Genomic DNA, 16,221 nt, shown 5'->3' with positions numbered 1-16,221 from the left:
GACCACGACGGCGGCCGGCGCCGTGGACGCCCTCCTGGGCTCGCTCGACCCGGATCGCGGCTACCTGGCCGTGATGGCCTACCTGGACCGCGCCGCGGACGCCGGGCTCGCCTCGGTGCGCCGGTCGCTGGCCGAGCGCACCGGCCGTCCCACCACCTTCGGGTGGGGACCGCGGTTCCTGCACTCGACCGGTCAGCTGCACAAGGGCGGGCCGCCCGTCGGCGTCTTCCTGCAGGTCACGGGAACCCCGGGTCGAGACCTCCCGGTGCCTGGGCGCGAGTTCACCTTCGGCGAGTTCATAGCCGCCCAGGCGGTCGGCGACGGCGCCGTTCTGGCCGAGCACGACCGGCCGGTGCTGCGGCTGCATCTGACCGACCGGGCGGCCGGGCTGCGCCAGCTCGCGGAGCTGCTGGCATGACACCGCACGCGAACCCGCTGCGCGACCCGCAGGACCGGCGGCTGCCGCGGATCGCGGGGCCCAGCAGCCTGGTCATCTTCGGGGTGACGGGTGATCTGTCCCGCAAGAAGCTGATGCCGGCGGTCTACGACCTCGCCAACCGGGGGCTGCTGCCGCCGGGCTTCTCGCTGGTCGGGTTCGCGCGCCGCGACTGGGCGGACGAGGACTTCGCCCAGGTGGTACACGACGCGGTCAAGGAGCACGCCCGCACGCCGTTCCGCGAGGAGGTATGGAACCAGCTGGCCGAGGGCTTCCGCTTCGTGCCCGGCGACTTCGACGACGACACGGCGTTCGCCAAGCTGCGCAAGACGATCGAGGAGCTCGACGAGGTACGCGGCACGGGCGGCAACTACGCCTTCTACCTGTCGATTCCGCCGAAGTTCTTCTCGACCGTGATCGGTCAGCTCAAGGAGCACGGCCTCGCCGAGCAGGAGGGCGGCTCCTGGCGGCGCGTCGTCGTCGAGAAGCCGTTCGGCACCGACCTCGCGACCGCCCGGCAGCTCAACGCCGTCGTGTCGGAGGTGTTCGCCCAGGAGTCGGTCTTCCGCATCGACCACTACCTCGGCAAGGAGACGGTGCAGAACATCCTGGCGTTCCGGTTCAGCAACGCCATGTTCGAGCCGGTCTGGAACTGCAACTACGTCGACCACGTGCAGATCACGATGGCCGAGGACATCGGCATCGGTGGCCGCGCCGGCTACTACGACGGCATCGGCGCCGCCCGCGACGTCATCCAGAACCACCTCCTGCAACTGCTCGCGCTGACCGCGATGGAGGAGCCGGCATCCTTCGACGCGGACGCGCTGGCCGCGGAGAAGACCAAGGTGCTCGGCGCGGTGCGGCTGCCGAAGGACCTGGGCCGGGACACCGTGCGCGCCCAGTACACGGCGGGCTGGCAGGGCGGCGCGAAGGCCGTCGGCTATCTGGAGGAGGAGGGCACGGACCCCGATTCCAAGACCGACACCTACGCCGCGATCAAGCTGGGCATCGACAACCGCCGCTGGGCGGGCGTCCCCTTCTATCTGCGCACCGGCAAGCGTCTCGGCCGCCGGGTGACGGAGATCGCGGTGGTCTTCCAGCGCGCCCCGCACTCCCCCTTCGACACCACGGCGACGGAGGAGCTGGGCTCGAACGCGATCGTCATCCGCGTGCAGCCCGACGAGGGTGTCACGGTCCGCTTCGGATCCAAGGTGCCGGGCACCTCGATGGAGATCCGGGACGTGTCGATGGACTTCGCGTACGGCGAGTCCTTCACCGAGTCGAGCCCGGAGGCGTACGAGCGGCTGATCCTGGACGTGCTGCTCGGCGACTCGAACCTCTTCCCGCGCACCGAGGAGGTCGAGCTGTCCTGGAAGATCCTCGACCCGATCGAGGAGTACTGGGACAAGAACGGCAAGCCGGCCCGGTACCAGGCCGGTACCTGGGGACCCGTCGAGGCGGACGAGATGCTGGAGCGAGACGGACGGAGCTGGCGCCGGCCATGAAGATAGACCTCACGGACACCACGGCCAGCAAGATCAACAAGGCGCTGGTGCAGGGCCGCCGGGCCATCGGCACGCCGGCCGTCGGCATGGTGCTCACGCTGGTCATCGTCACGGACGAGGAGAACGCGTACGACGCCCTGAAGGCCGCCAACGAGGCCTCGCGCGAGCACCCGTCGCGCACCCTCGTGGTCGTCAAGCGCGTCTCGCGCACTCCCCGCGACCGCACCCAGTCCCGGCTGGACGCCGAGGTGCGGGTCGGCGCGGACGCCGGCACCGGTGAGACGGTGGTGCTGCGGCTGTACGGCGACGTGGTCGACCACGCCCAGTCGGTGGTGCTGCCGCTGCTGCTGCCCGACGCCCCCGTGGTCGTCTGGTGGCCGGTCAACGCGCCGCTGGACCCGGCGAACGACCCGCTGGGCGCGCTGGCGCAGCGCCGGGTCACCGACACCTACGCCGCCGAGGAGCCGGTGCGGGACCTGACCGCCCGCGCCGGGACCTACACCCCCGGCGACACGGACCTGTCGTGGACCCGCATCACGCCCTGGCGCTCGATGCTGGCCGCGGCCCTGGACCAGGTCGTCTGCGAGGTGCGGGGCGTCGAGGTCGAGGGCGAGGAGTTCAACCCGAGCTGTGAGCTGCTGGCGATGTGGCTCGCGGACCGGCTGGACGTGCCCGTGCGGCGCTCGGTGTCCGCCGGGCCCGGGCTGACCGCGGTCCGCATGGACACCGACTGCGGCCCGATCGTCCTCGATCGCGCCGACGGCTCGCTGGCGACGCTGTCCATCGAGGGCCAGCCGGACCGGGCGGTGGCGCTCAAGCGGCGGGAGACGGCGGAGCTGATCGCTGAGGAGCTGCGGCGGCTCGACCCGGACGACACCTACGCCTCGGCGCTGCGGTTCGGGGTGGAGCGGCTGAAGCACGCCGAACCGGAGCCGGAGCCCTCGAAGGAGCCGGAGTCCGCGGCGGACCCGGTCGCCACCGACGAACCGGTCGCGGTCCCGGAGCCCGTCGAGGAGGCCGCGAAGGCCCCCGCGAAGAAGGCCACCCGCAAGGCACCGGCGAAGAAGGCGGCGGCGAAGTGAGCACTCCGCAGCTGGTCGTGCACCGCGACAAGGAGCTGATGGCGCAGGCCGCGGCGGCCCGGCTGATCACGAAGATCGTGGACGCGCAGGCCTCGCGCGGCTCCGCGTCGATCGTGCTCACCGGCGGGCGCAACGGCAACGGCCTGCTCGCCGCGCTGGCCGCCGCGCCCGCGCGGGACGCGATCGACTGGTCCCGCCTGGACCTGTGGTGGGGTGACGAGCGGTTCCTGCCCGAGGGCGACCCGGACCGCAATGTCACCCAGGCCCGCGAGGCCCTGCTGGACTCCGTCCCGCTTGATCCGAAGCGGGTGCACGCCATGCCCGCCTCGGACGGCCCGTACGGCACCGACGTGGACGCGGCGGCCGCCGCGTACGCCGAGGAACTGGCCCGCGCGGCCGGGCCGGAGAACCACGGGGCGGTCCCGGCCTTCGACGTGCTGATGCTGGGCGTCGGCCCGGACACGCATGTGGCCTCGCTCTTCCCGGAGCTGCCCGCGGTGCGGGAGACCGAGCGCACGGTGGTCGGCGTGCACGGCGCGCCCAAGCCGCCGCCGACCCGGGTCACGCTCACCCTCCCGGCGATCCAGGCGGCGCGTGAGGTGTGGCTGCTGGCGGCCGGCGAGGACAAGGCGAACGCCGCGGCGATCGCCCTCTCGGGCGCGGGTGAGATCCAGGCCCCGGCGGCGGGCGCGCACGGACGCTCCCGCACCCTGTGGCTCCTGGACGCGGCGGCGGCCTCCCAGCTGCCGCGGTCGCTGTATCCGATGGCGACGTCGTGAACGGCTGAACGAAAGGGGCGGCGGAGATGTCGGATCTCCGCCGCCCCTGCCGTTGTCGGGCTATTTCACCGACCCCGCCATCACTCCCTGCACGAAGTGCCGCTGGAAGGCGAAGAACACCGCGACGGGCACTACCAGGGACAGGAACGCGCCGGGTGCCAGGACGTCGATGTTGCTGCCGAACTGGCGTATCTGGGACTGGAGCTGGACGGTCAGGGGCTGGGCGGCGCTGTCGGCGAACAGCAGGGCGACCAGCATGTCGTTCCACACCCAGAGGAACTGGAAGATGGCGAGGCTGGCGATGGCCGGGCGGCCGACGGGCAGGACGAGACGGGTGAAGATGCGCCACTCGCTGCCGCCGTCCATGCGGGCGGCTTCCAGCATCTCCTTCGGGATCTCGGCGAAGTAGTTGCGCAGCAGGAACACCGCGAACGGCAGACCGTAGGCCACGTGGAAGAGGACCACGCCGGGGATGGTGCCGAACAGGCCGAGCTGGCCGAAGAGCTTGGCCACCGGCAGCAGGCCGATCTGCACGGGCACCACGAGCAGGGCCACCACCAGCAGGAACAGCGGCTCGCGCAGCGGGAAGTCCAGCCAGGCGAAGGCGTATCCGGCGAGTGCCGCGATCATCACGACCAGGGCGGTCGCCGGGACCGAGATCAGCACCGTGTTCCAGAAGGCCTGGGTGATGCCCGCGTTGTCCAGCAGCGCGGAGTAGTTGTCGAAGGAGAGCTGGCCGGGGCTGGTGAAGACCGTCCACCAGCCGCCCTGCGCGGTGTCCTCGGCGGAGCGCAGCGAGGAGAGGAACAGCCCGGCCAGCGGGGTCATCCAGACCAGGCCGGTCACCACGAGGAAGGCCTGGACGAGCCCGTTGCCCAGGCCGCGCCGGATCGCGTTCATCGCTGACTCCTTCGGAAACGGCGGACGTTGAAGACCATCGCCGGGACGACCAGCAGCAGGAGCAGCACACCGAGCGCGCTGCCCAGGCCCTGGTTGTTGCCGCCGCCGAAGGACACCAGCCACATCTGTGTGGCGAGCACGGTCGCGTCCTCCTGCACCGGGCCGGGCGCGATGATGTAGACGAGGTCGAAGACCTTCATCACGTTGATGACGAGGGTCACGAAGACGACCGTGAGCACGGGGGCGAGCAGCGGGACCGTGATCCGTCGGAAGATCTGCCACTCGTTGGCGCCGTCCATCCGCGCCGCCTCCAGGGCGTCCCGGGGCAGCGTCGACAGGCCCGCGCCGATCAGCACCATCGCGAAGCCGGTCCAGATCCACAGGTACGCCCCGATGATCGCGGGTGTGACGAGCGCCGGGCCGAGCCAGGAGACGCCCTCGTAGGGCGGGGCGAAGTTCGAGGCGGGCAGTTTCACGGTGTACGAGCCGTCGGAGAGGCCGTCGAAGCGGAACGACCCGTCGGGTGCCGTGGTCGTGGAGGCGACCGCCTCCCCGTCGCGCACCGCCTCGACCTTCATCTCGGGCAGCCCGCTCTCACGCCGGTCGACCCGGCCCTGCTCCCCTCCCCCGCCGGGCGTGAAGTCCAGGTAGACGACGCCCCGCAGCTCGTCGGGGCCGGAGGCGCGGCCCGCCGCCGGGTGGGCGGGCTCGGCGCCGCCGGGCAGGTCCTTCGGCTGGACGCCGACCAGGCCCAGGGCCACCGTGTCCCCCGGCGACACGGCCGCAGTGGTGCGGTAGGCGCCGTCCGGCTCCTTCGTCAGGCCCTGGCCGTCGCGGGCCCGGGCCGTCGGGTAGGAGGAGGTGCCGGTGAAGGCGTCGTGGACGGAGACCACGGCCGCGTTCAGCACGCCCTTGTCGGGGTCCTCGTCGTAGGCGAGCCGGAAGATGATGCCGGCGGCGAGGAAGGAGACCGCCATCGGCATGAAGAGCAGCAGCTTGAAGGCGGTGGCCCAGCGGACCTTCTCCACCAGCACGGCGAGGATCAGGCCGAGGCCGGTCAGCAGGGTCGGGGCGACGACGACCCAGATGGCCGTGTTGCGGACGGCCTTGAGGGTCGCGGGGTCGCGGAACATCTCGGTGTAGTTCTCACCGCCGACGAACCGGGTCCCGGAGGCGTCGAAGAAGCTGCGGCCGATCGAGAACAGCACCGGGTAGACGACGAGGGCGCCCAGCAGGAGCAGCGCGGGGAAGACGAACAGCAGGGCGATGATCCGGCCCCGGCGCCGCGGGCGCCGACGGGTGCCGGCGGCCGCGGCGGCCGGCGGGCTCGCCTCTTTCACGAGGGTCGCGGTCATGTCAGCCCCGGTACGCCTTCGCCGCCGCGGCTTCCAGCTCGGCCGCGGTGGCCTTCGGGTCGGACGGGTCGCGCAGGAAGTCCTGGAGGATCTTCCACTCGCCGGTGCCCTTGGTGCCGCCGAAAGCGGCGGGGGCCTGGTCGGACATGTCGAAACGGACCGAGTCCCCGGCGGCGACGAGGGACTCGGCGGTCGCCCGGGTGACGTCGTCGCCGTAGGAGGCGAGGTCGAGCTTCCTGTTCGGGGAGAGGAAACCGCCGGCCTCGGCCCACACGGCCGCGGCCTCGGGGGTCGCCAGGTACTCCAGGAGTGCCATGGCGGCCTTCTGGTTCCTGCCGTCCTTGAGGACGACGGCCGCGTCGCCGCCGCTGACCACGGGCGCCTTGCCCCCGCCGACCGCGGGGAACGGGAAGAAGTCCGCGTCCTCGCCGATCGCCCTGCCGAACTGGTCCTTGGCGACCCCGGCCACGAAGTCGCCCTCGTAGACCATGCCCGCCTCGGGCTTCGGTCCGAACACCTTCTCCACCGAGCCGGGGAAGTCGGTGTTCAGGGCGCCCTTCTGGCCGCCCGCGATGAGCTGCTTGTCCTTGAAGAGCTTGCCGAGCGTGGTGAGGGCGTCCACGACGGAGGCGTCCGTCCACTTCAGTTCGTGGGCGGCGAGCGCGTCGTACTTCTCGGGTCCGGCCTGGGAGAGGTAGACGTTCTCGAACCAGTCGGTGAGGGTCCAGCCGTCCTGGCCGGCGACCGAGAAGGCGGCGAGTCCGGAGTCGGAGACGGTCCGCCCGGCCGCCAGCATCTCGTCGTACGTCTTCGGCGGCTTGACGCCCGCCTGGGCGAGGGCGTCGGGGCTGTACCAGACGGTCGACTTGTGGGCGGCCTTGAAGTAGAGGCCGTACAGCGTGCCGTCGACGCTGCCGTACTTCTTCCACACGGGTGCGAAGCCCGCGTCCACGGCCTGCTCGGTCTTCGCCGACAGCGGCTTGAGCCAGCCCTGCTCGGCGAACTGCTGAAGCACGCCGACCTGCGGGACCATCACGACGTCGGGGGCGTTGCCGCCCTCGATCTTGCTGCCGACGACGGTGGAGACGTTGTCGCCGGTGGACACGAACTGGGTCTTCGCACCGGTCTTCTCGGTGAAGGCGTCCAGCACCTTCTGGAAGTTCCGCTGCTCGGTGCCGGACCAGACACCGGCCACGGTGACCGTCTGGCCGCTCAGCGCCTGGTCGCCGCCGCCCGCGCTGACGGGCCCGCCGCCGCAGGCGGTGGCACCGAGCGCCAGGGCGAGGGCGGTGCAGGTGGTGAGCAGGGTGGTACGTCGTCGCATCATCGTTGATGTCCCTTCGATGGGTGGGAGGTGACGTGGACGGGGATCAGCTGCCGGTTCAGCTGTCGGCGATCCACCAGGCCGCCGTCGAGCCGGGCAGGCTCCCGGGCGGGCAGGGGCCGCTGGACAGCAGCGGGGTGCCGGAGACCGGCGCGGGTACGGGGGCCGTGCCGAAGTTGACCGCGCAGACCAGGCCGTCGCCGCGGGCGAAGGCCAGGACGCCGGGCGGGGAGTCCAGCCAGCGCAGGGTGCCCTCGCCGAGCTGGGGCAGGGCGGCGCGCAGCTGGAGGCCGTCGCGGTACAGGTGCCAGAAGGAGCGGGTGTCGGCGAGGGCCCGCTCGGTGGCGTACTCGGCGAAGTAGTCGGGCTGCGGCAGCCACGGCTTGGCGCTCTCGGCGCCGGAGGTGAAGCCGAACGGCGAGGCCTGTCCGGACCAGGGCAGGGGCACCCGGCAGCCGTCGCGGATCCGGGCGCGGCTGCCGGTGCGGCGGAAGATCGGGTCGGTGAGCACGTCGTCGGGCAGGTCGACGACCTCGGGCAGGCCCAGCTCCTCGCCCTGGTAGACGTAGGCGGCGCCGGGGAGGGCCAGCATCAGCAGGGCGGCGGCGCGGGCGCGGGCGGCGCCGAGGCCACTGCCGTGCGGGGTGGGTTCGCCGTAGCGGGTGACGGTGCGGACCTGGTCGTGGTTGTTGAGGACCCAGGTGACCGTCGAGCCGGTCCCGGCGATGTCGTCCATGGCCTCGGAGATGACCTTGCGGAAGGCGTCGGGGTCCCAGGGGGCGCCGAGCAGGTCGAAGAAGAAGGCCTGGTGGAGTTCGTCCGGGCGCACGTACCGGGCGTGCTCGCGGGCGGTGGGCACGGACACCTCGCCGACCAGCAGGCGTTCCCGGCCGTCGCGGGCGGCGTACTCGTCGCACACGGACCGCCAGTGCCGCCACACGTCGTGCACCTCGGGCTGGTTCCAGGCGAGCGGGTTGACCGAGTCGCGGGTGCGGGCGTCGGCCTCGGGGTCGTCGGAGTCGGGCAGGTCCGGGTGCTTGTAGAGGCCGGCGGCGACGTCGATGCGGAAGCCGTCGACGCCCCGGTCGAGCCAGAAGCGCAGGATCCGGTCGAACTCGGCGGGTATCTCGGGGTTGCGCCAGTTCCAGTCGGGCTGCTCGGGCGTGAACATGTGCAGGTACCACTGGCCGGGGCGGCCGTCCGCCTCGGTGACCCGGCTCCAGGCCGGGCCGCCGAACATGGCGTGCCAGTTGTTGGGGGGCTCGCTGCCGTCGGGGCCGCGTCCGTCGGCGAAGTGGAAGCGGGCGCGGGCCGCGCTGCCCGGCGGGGAGGCCAGCGCTTCGCGGAACCACGGGTGGGCGCTGGAGCAGTGGTTGGGGACGATGTCGAGCAGCACCTTGATGCCGAGCCGGCGCGCGGCGGCCACCAGCCGGTCGAACTCGGCGAGGTCGCCGAAGAGCGGGTCGACGTCGCAGTAGTCGGCCACGTCGTAGCCGTGGTCGGCCTGCGGGGAGGGGTAGAACGGGCTCAGCCAGATCCCGTCGACGCCGAGCTTCTTCAGATACGGCAGTCCGGCGCGCACGCCCGCGAGATCGCCGACGCCGTCGCCGGTGCTGTCCAGGAAGCTGCGGACGTAGACCTGGTAGATCACCGCGTCCCGCCACCAGTGGTACTTACTCAACATGCATGCATGTTAGGTAGGCATGTCGCAGGGGTGTCAACGAAGGGAACGGAAGATACTGGCGAGTTGGCGCGGCAAAGCGGGAGCAATCCGGACATGCCGAAGGTGGTTGAGATGTCCTCGTTACTTAACGAGTAACTAACGGCTGGAAATGGCCGCCAGCTCCCGCGCCAGCCTGCGCACCGCGGCCTCGGGCGTCTGCCGCCCGGTCAGCGCGTCCTGCACGGCGGCCTGCACCACCAGGCTGACCTGGTCGTAGCGCGGGCTCTTGGGGCGCGGCGCGGCCCTGAGCACGCTCTCGCGCAGGGTCGGCAGATAGGGGAACGCCCGGACGAGGGCCGGATCGTCGTAGAGCGAGGCCCGTACGGGCGGCAGCGCGCCGCGCGTGAGGACCTGGCGCTGCACGGGCTCGCTGGTGAGATACGCGATCAGGCGCGCGGCCGAGTCGGGGTGCCGGGCATGGCTGCTGACGGCCAGGTTGGAGCCGCCGAGCACACTGGTCCCCGGCCCGTCCGGGCCCGGCAGCGGTACGGCGCCGATCTTCCCGGCGACCTTCGAGCCCTCCCCGGAGGCGACGGCGTACACGTACGGCCAGTTGCGCAGGAAGAGCAGCCGGCCGTCCTGGAAGGCCTGCTTGGACTCCTCCTCCTTGTAGCTCAGCGCCGCCTTCGGGATCCAGCCCTCGCGCACCCCGCGCGCCAGGAACCCGATGCCCTCACGGGCCGCCGCAGAGTCCACGGTGACGCGCTCGCCCTCGTCGCCGAGGATCGTGCCGCCCGCCGAGTAGACGGCCTCGGCCGCGTTGACGGTCAGGCCCTCGTACGGCAGGAACTGTCCGGCGTAGCCGCCGAGCCCGTGCCGGGGCGCGAGGGTCTCGGCGTAGCGCTCCAGCTCGGCCCAGGTGCGCGGCGGCGGCACGCCCTCGGCGGCGAGGACGTCCTTGCGGTAGAGGAGCAGGCCCGCGTTGGTCACATACGGGACGGCGTACAGCCGCCCGTCGTAGGTCGCGGTGTCCACGACCGGCCGCAGGAAGCCGTCCAGCGCGAACCGCTCGCGCGGCAGGGGCCGGATCCAGCCCGCCGCGGCGAACTCCGGGGTCCAGTTGACGTCGATGTTGAGGACGTCGAACCGGCCGCCGCCCCCGGCCCGCAGGTCGGTGGCCATCTGGGCGCGGGTCTCGTCGGCCGAGTCGGGCAGCTCGACGAGGGTGACCCGCTCGCCCGGGTGGGTGCGGTTCCAGCCGTCCAGCAGGGGGCCCAGATAGCCCGTCAGATCGCCCGCGGTGGCCAGGGTGAGCGGACCGCGCCCACCGCCGCCCTGCCCCTCCCGCGCCTGCGCACCGAAGGTGACGTAGCCGGTCAGGAGGACCACGAGGACGAGGAGGCCCCTACCCGCGGCACGCGTCCACCGCATAGGTTCCTCCCTGTACACCGGCCACGGGCGCCCTCGCCCGGGGTCAGAGGCCATGTATACCCGTTAGGTATGGGCGATACTAGGGTCTGGAACACATTACGCACAGGGTGAGACAGGAGGACTGCACGAGTGCGCCTGCCCCTCCTGGCACTCCTCGCGCGCGGCCCGGCCCACGGCTACGAGCTGAAGCAGGACCTTGAGCAACTGCTGGGGTCCGCGTACCCTCAGCCGAACGTCGGCCAGATCTACGTCACCCTCGGCCGCCTCGAGAAGCAGGGCCTGATCGAGGGCGAGGACGTCGCGCAGTCCAGCCGGCCCAACAAGAAGGTCTACCACCTCACCGACGCCGGGCGGGAGGCGCTGCGCGCCTGGTTCGCGGAGCCCGAGGACGAGCCCCGGGTACGGGACGAGTTCTTCATGAAACTGGCCCTCGCCCCGCAGACCGGCATCGCCGACCAGGTCGCCCTGATCAACAAGCAGCGGCGGCAGTATCTGAACACCATGCGGCAGCTGTCGAAGCTCGCCGCCGCCGAAGACCGGGACAACCGCATCGCCCATCTGCTGATCGAGGGGGCCATGCTGCACCTCCAGGCCGACCTCGACTGGCTGGAGCGGTGCCAGGAAGAGCTGGAGGAGCTGGAGTGAGCGACGGTTCCGCTCCCGTGCTGCGTGCCGAGGCCCTGGTGAAGACGCACCACGGCGAGGGCGCGCCCGCCCGTGCCGTGCGCGGGGTCGACCTGTCCGTGCGGCGCGGCGAGTTTGTGGCGATCACCGGGCCCTCCGGCGCGGGCAAGTCGACCCTCCTGCACCTGCTCGGCGGGCTCCAGCGGCCGGACACCGGCGGCATCTGGCTGGACGGCGAGTGCGCGGACACCTGGAGCGAGGCCCGCTGGGCGGTGGAGCGGCGCAAGCGGATCGGGATCGTCTTCCAGTTCTTCAACCTGGTGTCGAACCTGTCCGTCGCCGACAACGTCGAGCTGCCCGCCCTGCTCGCCGGGGTGCCGCCCAAGCGGGCCCGCGCCGCACGCGAGGACCTGCTGGCCGAGCTGGGTCTCACCGGCAAGGAGCGCAGCATGCCCGGTGAGCTGTCCGGCGGCGAGCAGCAGCGGGTCGCGCTCGCCCGCGCCCTGGTCAACCATCCGCCGCTGCTGCTCGCCGACGAACCCGCGGGCAGCCTGGACAGCAAGGGCACCCGCGAGGTGATGCGGCTGCTGTCCCGCTTCCACCGGCGCGGCCAGACGATCCTCCTGGTCACCCACGACGCCCGGCTGGCCAGCGCCGCGGACCGGGTGATCAGCTTCTTCGACGGGCGGATCGCCGACGACGCGGCCCTGGACGGCGGCGCGCCGCCGCGCCGCTCGGGCATATCCGGCGTGCTGGAGCTGAAGGACTGAGATGCCGGTGTACGACTGCCGCCTCCCGTCCGGGCCGAGGGGCTGAGGCCCGTGCGAGCCACCCTGCGCTGGGCGCACTCCGATCTGCGCACGCACCGCGGCGAGGCGGTCTTCCTCGTCCTCGCCACCGCCGGCATCGTCGCCTCGCTGCTGCTGGCCACGGCCCTGTTCGGATACGCCACCAACCCCTGGCAGCGGGTCTTCGCCCAGGCACGCGGCGCCCATGTGTGGCTGCACACCGACGAGTCGGCCGACCTTAGTGAACTGGCCCGGCTGGACGGCGTCGAGTCCGTCGCCGGGCCCTACCCCACGGCCTCCGCCACCGTCGCCACGCGTGGCAGCCGCGCCTCCGTCGAACTGCGCGGCAGCTCCGCCGGGGTGCCGTCCGTGGGCCGCCCGCTGCTCGCCTCCGGACGCTGGCTCGACCCGGCCGTCCCCGACGGCGTGGTCCTGGAGAGCCGGCTCGCCCGCGCGCTGCTCGCCGGGCCCGGCGACACCCTGACCCTGCCCGGCACCGCCCGCCGGCTGACCGTCGTCGGCGTCGCCGACAGCGCCGAGCCGCGTTACCGGCCGGGCGAGCGGCCGGGCCTCGTGTGGGCGCTGCCGTCCGCGGTGCCCACCGCGGACGCCCAGGTCATCGGGCTCAGGCTGGCGGATCCGGGGGACACCGGGTACGCCGTCCAGCGCGCCGTGACCGTGCTGGGCGCCGGGGCGATCGGCGAGGTGTCCACCTGGCAGCAGGCCCGCGCCGAGGCACAGGGAGACAACCGGCTGCTCGGGCAGGTGCTGGGACTGTTCGGGCTCGGCGCGCTGATCGCCGCCGGGCTCGCCGTGCACGGGGCGATCGGCACCCGGATCCGCGGCCATCTGCGGGACATCTCCGTGCTGAAGGCGATCGGCTTCACCCCCGGCCAGGTGGTCCGGGTCTTCCTGCTCCAGCATCTGGCGTACGCCGTGCTGGGCGCCGTGGCCGCCGCCGCGCTCACCGAGGCGCTGGGCAGCCGGATACCGGGGCGGCTCGGGGACGCGGTCGGCGTGTGGCAGGGGCTGCCCGGGCACACGGCGGCACTCTTCGCGGTACCGGTCGCCGCCGTGCTGTTCATCGGCGCGACCACCGGGCTCGCCGCGTGGCGGGCGGGGCGGGTGCCGCCGGTGCCGGTGCCGCTGCCCGCCGCGCCGCTGGGCGGGCGGGTGGCGGGAGCACCGTCCCGGGGACCGGGCCCGCGGCCTGCCGCGTCCCCGGCCGCCGCGGCGGAGGAGGGGCGGGCGGGTGCGGTGCGCCGGTTCCTCGGGGCGGTGCGGGGCGGGCCGTCCGACGGCCGGCTGTCCGGGGTGGCACGGCGGGCGCTGGCCGGGCGAGTGCTCGGGGTGCGGGTGCCTCCCGCGCTGGTGCTCGGCTGGCACCAGGCGTTCGCCCGGCGCCCACGGTCGCTGGGCACGGTGGCGCGGCTCGCACTGCCGCTGCTGCTGATCGTGGTCGCGATGAGCGCGTGGACCACCATCGACCGGTTCCACCGCAGCCCGGAGCGGATCGGCCTGCCGACCGCGCTCACCGTGCGCGCGGACGCGGACCTGGGTGACCGGGACGCCCGTGCCCTGCTGGAGCGTGACCCGGAGGTCGCCGCCGCCTATCCGGGCGTGGAGGTGGCCGCCCTGGTCCCCGGCCAGACCGCGACCATCGCCCTGCGCGGCCTCGGCACCCGCGACGAGCCCTACCCGTACACCCTGGCCGAGGGCCGCGCCGCGCGCGGGCCCGACGAGGCCGTGGCCGGGCAAGGGCTGCTCGACCTGCTGGACGTACGGGTGGGGGACTGGGTGCGGATGACCGTCGGGGACCAGCCGCAGATCCTGCACATCGTGGGCCGCAGCATCGAACCGGAGAACGGCGGCCGGGTCGTCTCCACGTCCCTCGACACCCTTCGCGAGAACGATCCCGGCCTGCGCCCGAGCCTCTATCAGCTGCGCCTGGACCCCGGCGCCGACCCGCGCGAGGTCGCCGACCGCCTCGCCGCGGCCGGGCTGGGCCGGCTGGACGTGCACACCGTGACGAACCCCGCCGACGGGCTCTCCGCGCTGCGCGGAGTGGTCCTGGGCCTGATCGCCGTGCTCGCCCTGATCGGGCTGATCGAGTTGCTGACCGCGATCGGCGGCGCCGTCCGCGAGGGCGAGCGCGATCTGCTGGCGCTCAAGGCGATCGGGCTGTCCCCGCGCCAGATCACCGCGATCACCGTGACCGCCACCGGCTGCACCGCCCTCGCGGCGGTCCTCCTTGGTACAGCCCTGGGGCTGCCGCTCGCGCACTGGCTGATCGACACCCAGGGCAGGTCGAGCGGCATCGGCGCCGGGATCGCCCAGGGACCCTCACCCGGGCTGCTGGTGCTGCTGGGGGCGGCCGCCGTGCTGGGGGCCGCGGGGCTCGCCGCCCTGCCCGCGGCCCGGGCGGCGCGCCGTCGGCTCGCCGACACGCTGAGCGCGGTCGCCTGACGGCGCGCCGGTCCCTACGCGGGGCCGTACGGGTTGCCGTGGTGCTGCGTGTGCGGCGGAGCGTACGGGTTGCCGTTGGCGTACGGATTCCCCTGCGGCGGGTACGGGGCGTTGCCGTTGGGGTTGCCCTGCGGCGGGTAGGCCGTGGGGCCGTACGGGTTGCCCTGCGGCGGGTAGGCGGTGGTGCCGTACGGGTTGCCCTGCGGCGGGTACACGGTGGTGCCGTACGGGTTCCTCTGCTGCGGCATGTACGGCGGTGCCGTCGGCGGCATCGGGGGCGGTGGGCCGGGGACCTGCGGCAGCGTCGCCGGGTGGGCGGCCAGGCGGATGCCGTAGCGCTGCTTCAGACGGCCCATCTCCAGCAGCGCGATACCGGTGACCGTCAGCGGCGCGCCCAGGATGAAGACGACGCCCATGGTGAGGCTCAGACCGTGCAGGTCACCGGTGACCAGGTCGGGGATGGCCATCAGCCAGGTGGTCACCGTGGCCAGCAGCGGCGGCAGGCAGCGGTGGACGCCGGCGGTGCCGAAGAAGTTCCCGGAGACGTGCACCGCGCCGCGGATCACGAGGGCGGTGAGCCAGAAGGCCAGCGGGGCGAGCAGCAGCACCAGGAACCCGGCCCCGCCCGCCAGCCGCCACACGAAGACGGTCACCACGATCGTGCCGACGAACGCCAGCAGCAGCTTCAGCGAGTTGAGCAACGGCACCTTGAGCGCCCGGACCGTGCCGCCGCGCCGCCAGACGTAGAGCATCACCCCGACCGTCAGCGGGGTGATGAACAGCAGCACGGCCGAGGCGGTGAGCATGTTCTCCAGCACCTCGTCGAAGGCGAAGCCGCCCTCGACGAAGGTGTAGACGCCGACCGCGGCGATCGTCCCGGCGATGAGCCGGACCTTCTTGAGCGTGTCCACGGCCGGATCGAGCGAGTCCGGGATCCAGGCCGGGTGGAACACCGCCCGTGCGGCCTGCTTCGGCCGCAGCCAGTCCCGTGGCGCCAGCGTGCCGCCCGTCCAACTGCCTTGTCGTGTTGTCACGTTGCGCTCCCCCGAGCGATCGTGTTCATGATCATCGGGGAGTGTACGGGAAGCGGGGGCCGAACGCCGCCCGCTTCCCGTGGCCGCGGTCCTCAGCTCCGGCCGCGCAGCTCCCGGTACTTGGCGACCAGGGCCCGCGTGGAGGCGTCCAGGCCCGGCACCTCGATGCCCTCGGTGAGCGCGGGCTCGACCCGCTTGGCGAGCACCTTGCCCAGCTCGACGCCCCACTGGTCGAAGGAGTCGATGTTCCACACCGCGCCCTGCACGAACACCTTGTGCTCGTAGAGGGCGACGAGCTGGCCGAGCACCGACGGGGTCAGCTCGCGGGCGAGGATCGTGGTCGTCGGACGGTCGCCCTTGAACGTCTTGTGGGCCACCAGTTCCTCGGGCACGCCCTCGGCCCGCACCTCGTCGGGCGTCCTGCCGAACGCCAGCGCCTGGGTCTGGGCGAAGAAGTTGGCCATCAGCAGGTCGTGCTGGGCCTTCAGCTCGTCGTCGAGTTCGGCGACCGGCTCGGCGAAGCCGATGAAGTCGGCCGGGATGAGCTTGGTGCCCTGGTGGATGAGCTGGTAGTAGGCGTGCTGCCCGTTCGTGCCCGGGGTGCCCCACACGACCGGTCCGGTCTGCCAGTCGACCTCGTGCCCGTCCCGGTCCACGGACTTGCCGTTGGACTCCATGTCCAGCTGCTGGAGGTAGGCGGTGAACTTGGACAGGTAGTGGCTGTACGGCAGCACGGCGTGCGACTGGGCGTCGTGGAAGTTGTTGTACCAGATGCCCAGCAGGCCCAGCAGCAGCGGGGCGTTGGCCTCGGGGGGCGCGGTGCGGAAGTGCTCG

At 72.7% G+C, this 16,221-nt stretch carries 12 protein-coding genes and 2 pseudogenes; 7 read left to right on the top strand and 7 right to left on the bottom strand.

The annotated features are described in order from the left end of the window. The 4 genes and pseudogenes from VE614_RS28385 to pgl form a co-directional block, all read left to right on the top strand. Window positions 1–418, top strand: a pseudogene (locus VE614_RS28385) (glucose-6-phosphate isomerase); the annotation flags it as partial. After that, complete coding sequence (gene zwf, locus VE614_RS28380) at window positions 415–1,941, top strand: glucose-6-phosphate dehydrogenase (protein ID WP_324943297.1); 1,527 nt, start codon at window positions 415–417, stop codon at window positions 1,939–1,941. The pseudogene VE614_RS28385 and the gene zwf, both read left to right, overlap by 4 nt. Continuing rightward, window positions 1,938–3,023, top strand: coding sequence for a glucose-6-phosphate dehydrogenase assembly protein OpcA (gene opcA, locus VE614_RS28375; RefSeq protein WP_324943294.1), 1,086 nt, complete (start codon window positions 1,938–1,940; stop codon window positions 3,021–3,023). Before zwf ends, opcA begins: the two co-directional genes overlap by 4 nt. Next, window positions 3,020–3,802 carry a 6-phosphogluconolactonase gene (gene pgl / locus VE614_RS28370; RefSeq protein ID WP_324943291.1) on the top strand — a complete coding sequence of 261 codons (783 nt, stop codon included), beginning with the start codon at window positions 3,020–3,022 and terminating at the stop codon, window positions 3,800–3,802. The genes opcA and pgl overlap by 4 nt, the downstream gene beginning before the upstream one ends. A gap of 60 nt (window positions 3,803–3,862) precedes the next feature. On the opposite strand, the gene VE614_RS28365 is transcribed toward pgl, so the two are convergent. The 5 genes from VE614_RS28365 to VE614_RS28345 form a co-directional block, all read right to left on the bottom strand. Beyond that, the gene (locus tag VE614_RS28365) at window positions 3,863–4,702 is read right to left on the bottom strand and encodes a carbohydrate ABC transporter permease (RefSeq protein WP_324943288.1); all 840 of its coding nucleotides are present in this window, start codon (window positions 4,700–4,702) and stop codon (window positions 3,863–3,865) included. Beyond that, complete coding sequence (locus VE614_RS28360; protein ID WP_324943284.1) at window positions 4,699–6,057, bottom strand: ABC transporter permease subunit; 1,359 nt, start codon at window positions 6,055–6,057, stop codon at window positions 4,699–4,701. The genes VE614_RS28365 and VE614_RS28360 overlap by 4 nt, the downstream gene beginning before the upstream one ends. 1 nt (window position 6,058) lies before the next feature. Next, window positions 6,059–7,384, bottom strand: coding sequence for an ABC transporter substrate-binding protein (locus VE614_RS28355; protein ID WP_324943281.1), 1,326 nt, complete (start codon window positions 7,382–7,384; stop codon window positions 6,059–6,061). 55 nt (window positions 7,385–7,439) lie between these two features. After that, window positions 7,440–9,065 carry a glycoside hydrolase family 13 protein gene (locus VE614_RS28350; protein WP_324943278.1) on the bottom strand — a complete coding sequence of 542 codons (1,626 nt, stop codon included), beginning with the start codon at window positions 9,063–9,065 and terminating at the stop codon, window positions 7,440–7,442. A 135-nt stretch (window positions 9,066–9,200) separates the two neighbouring features. Then, window positions 9,201–10,475 (bottom strand): ABC transporter substrate-binding protein, encoded by a 1,275-nt coding sequence (locus tag VE614_RS28345; protein ID WP_324943275.1) that lies wholly within the window; start codon window positions 10,473–10,475, stop codon window positions 9,201–9,203. Between the two features lie 129 nt (window positions 10,476–10,604). Here VE614_RS28345 and VE614_RS28340 point away from each other — a divergent pair, with 129 nt between their 5' ends. Genes VE614_RS28340 through VE614_RS28330 form a run of 3 tightly spaced genes read left to right on the top strand, consistent with a single transcriptional unit; the run spans window position 10,605 to window position 14,353 of the window. Further along, window positions 10,605–11,120, top strand: a complete 516-nt coding sequence (locus VE614_RS28340; RefSeq protein WP_324943272.1) for a PadR family transcriptional regulator — start codon at window positions 10,605–10,607, stop codon at window positions 11,118–11,120. After that, complete coding sequence (locus VE614_RS28335) at window positions 11,117–11,869, top strand: ABC transporter ATP-binding protein (RefSeq protein WP_324943269.1); 753 nt, start codon at window positions 11,117–11,119, stop codon at window positions 11,867–11,869. Before VE614_RS28340 ends, VE614_RS28335 begins: the two co-directional genes overlap by 4 nt. Before the next feature lie 51 nt (window positions 11,870–11,920). Beyond that, complete coding sequence (locus VE614_RS28330) at window positions 11,921–14,353, top strand: ABC transporter permease (protein ID WP_324943267.1); 2,433 nt, start codon at window positions 11,921–11,923, stop codon at window positions 14,351–14,353. Between the two features lie 14 nt (window positions 14,354–14,367). Here the strand turns inward: VE614_RS28330 and VE614_RS28325 are convergent, their stop codons facing one another. Next, on the bottom strand, window positions 14,368–15,387 hold the full coding sequence (locus tag VE614_RS28325; protein ID WP_324943264.1) for a proline-rich domain-containing protein: 1,020 nt from the start codon (window positions 15,385–15,387) through the stop codon (window positions 14,368–14,370). A gap of 92 nt (window positions 15,388–15,479) precedes the next feature. Beyond that, window positions 15,480–16,221, bottom strand: a pseudogene (locus VE614_RS28320) (glucose-6-phosphate isomerase); the annotation flags it as partial.

The sequence above is a fragment of the Streptomyces sp. genome, assembly GCF_035645055.1.
In the GTDB taxonomy this organism is placed as follows: domain Bacteria; phylum Actinomycetota; class Actinomycetes; order Streptomycetales; family Streptomycetaceae; genus Streptomyces.
Note: the sequence above shows the minus strand (reverse complement) of the source record. Positions and strands in the feature narration are given on the sequence as shown.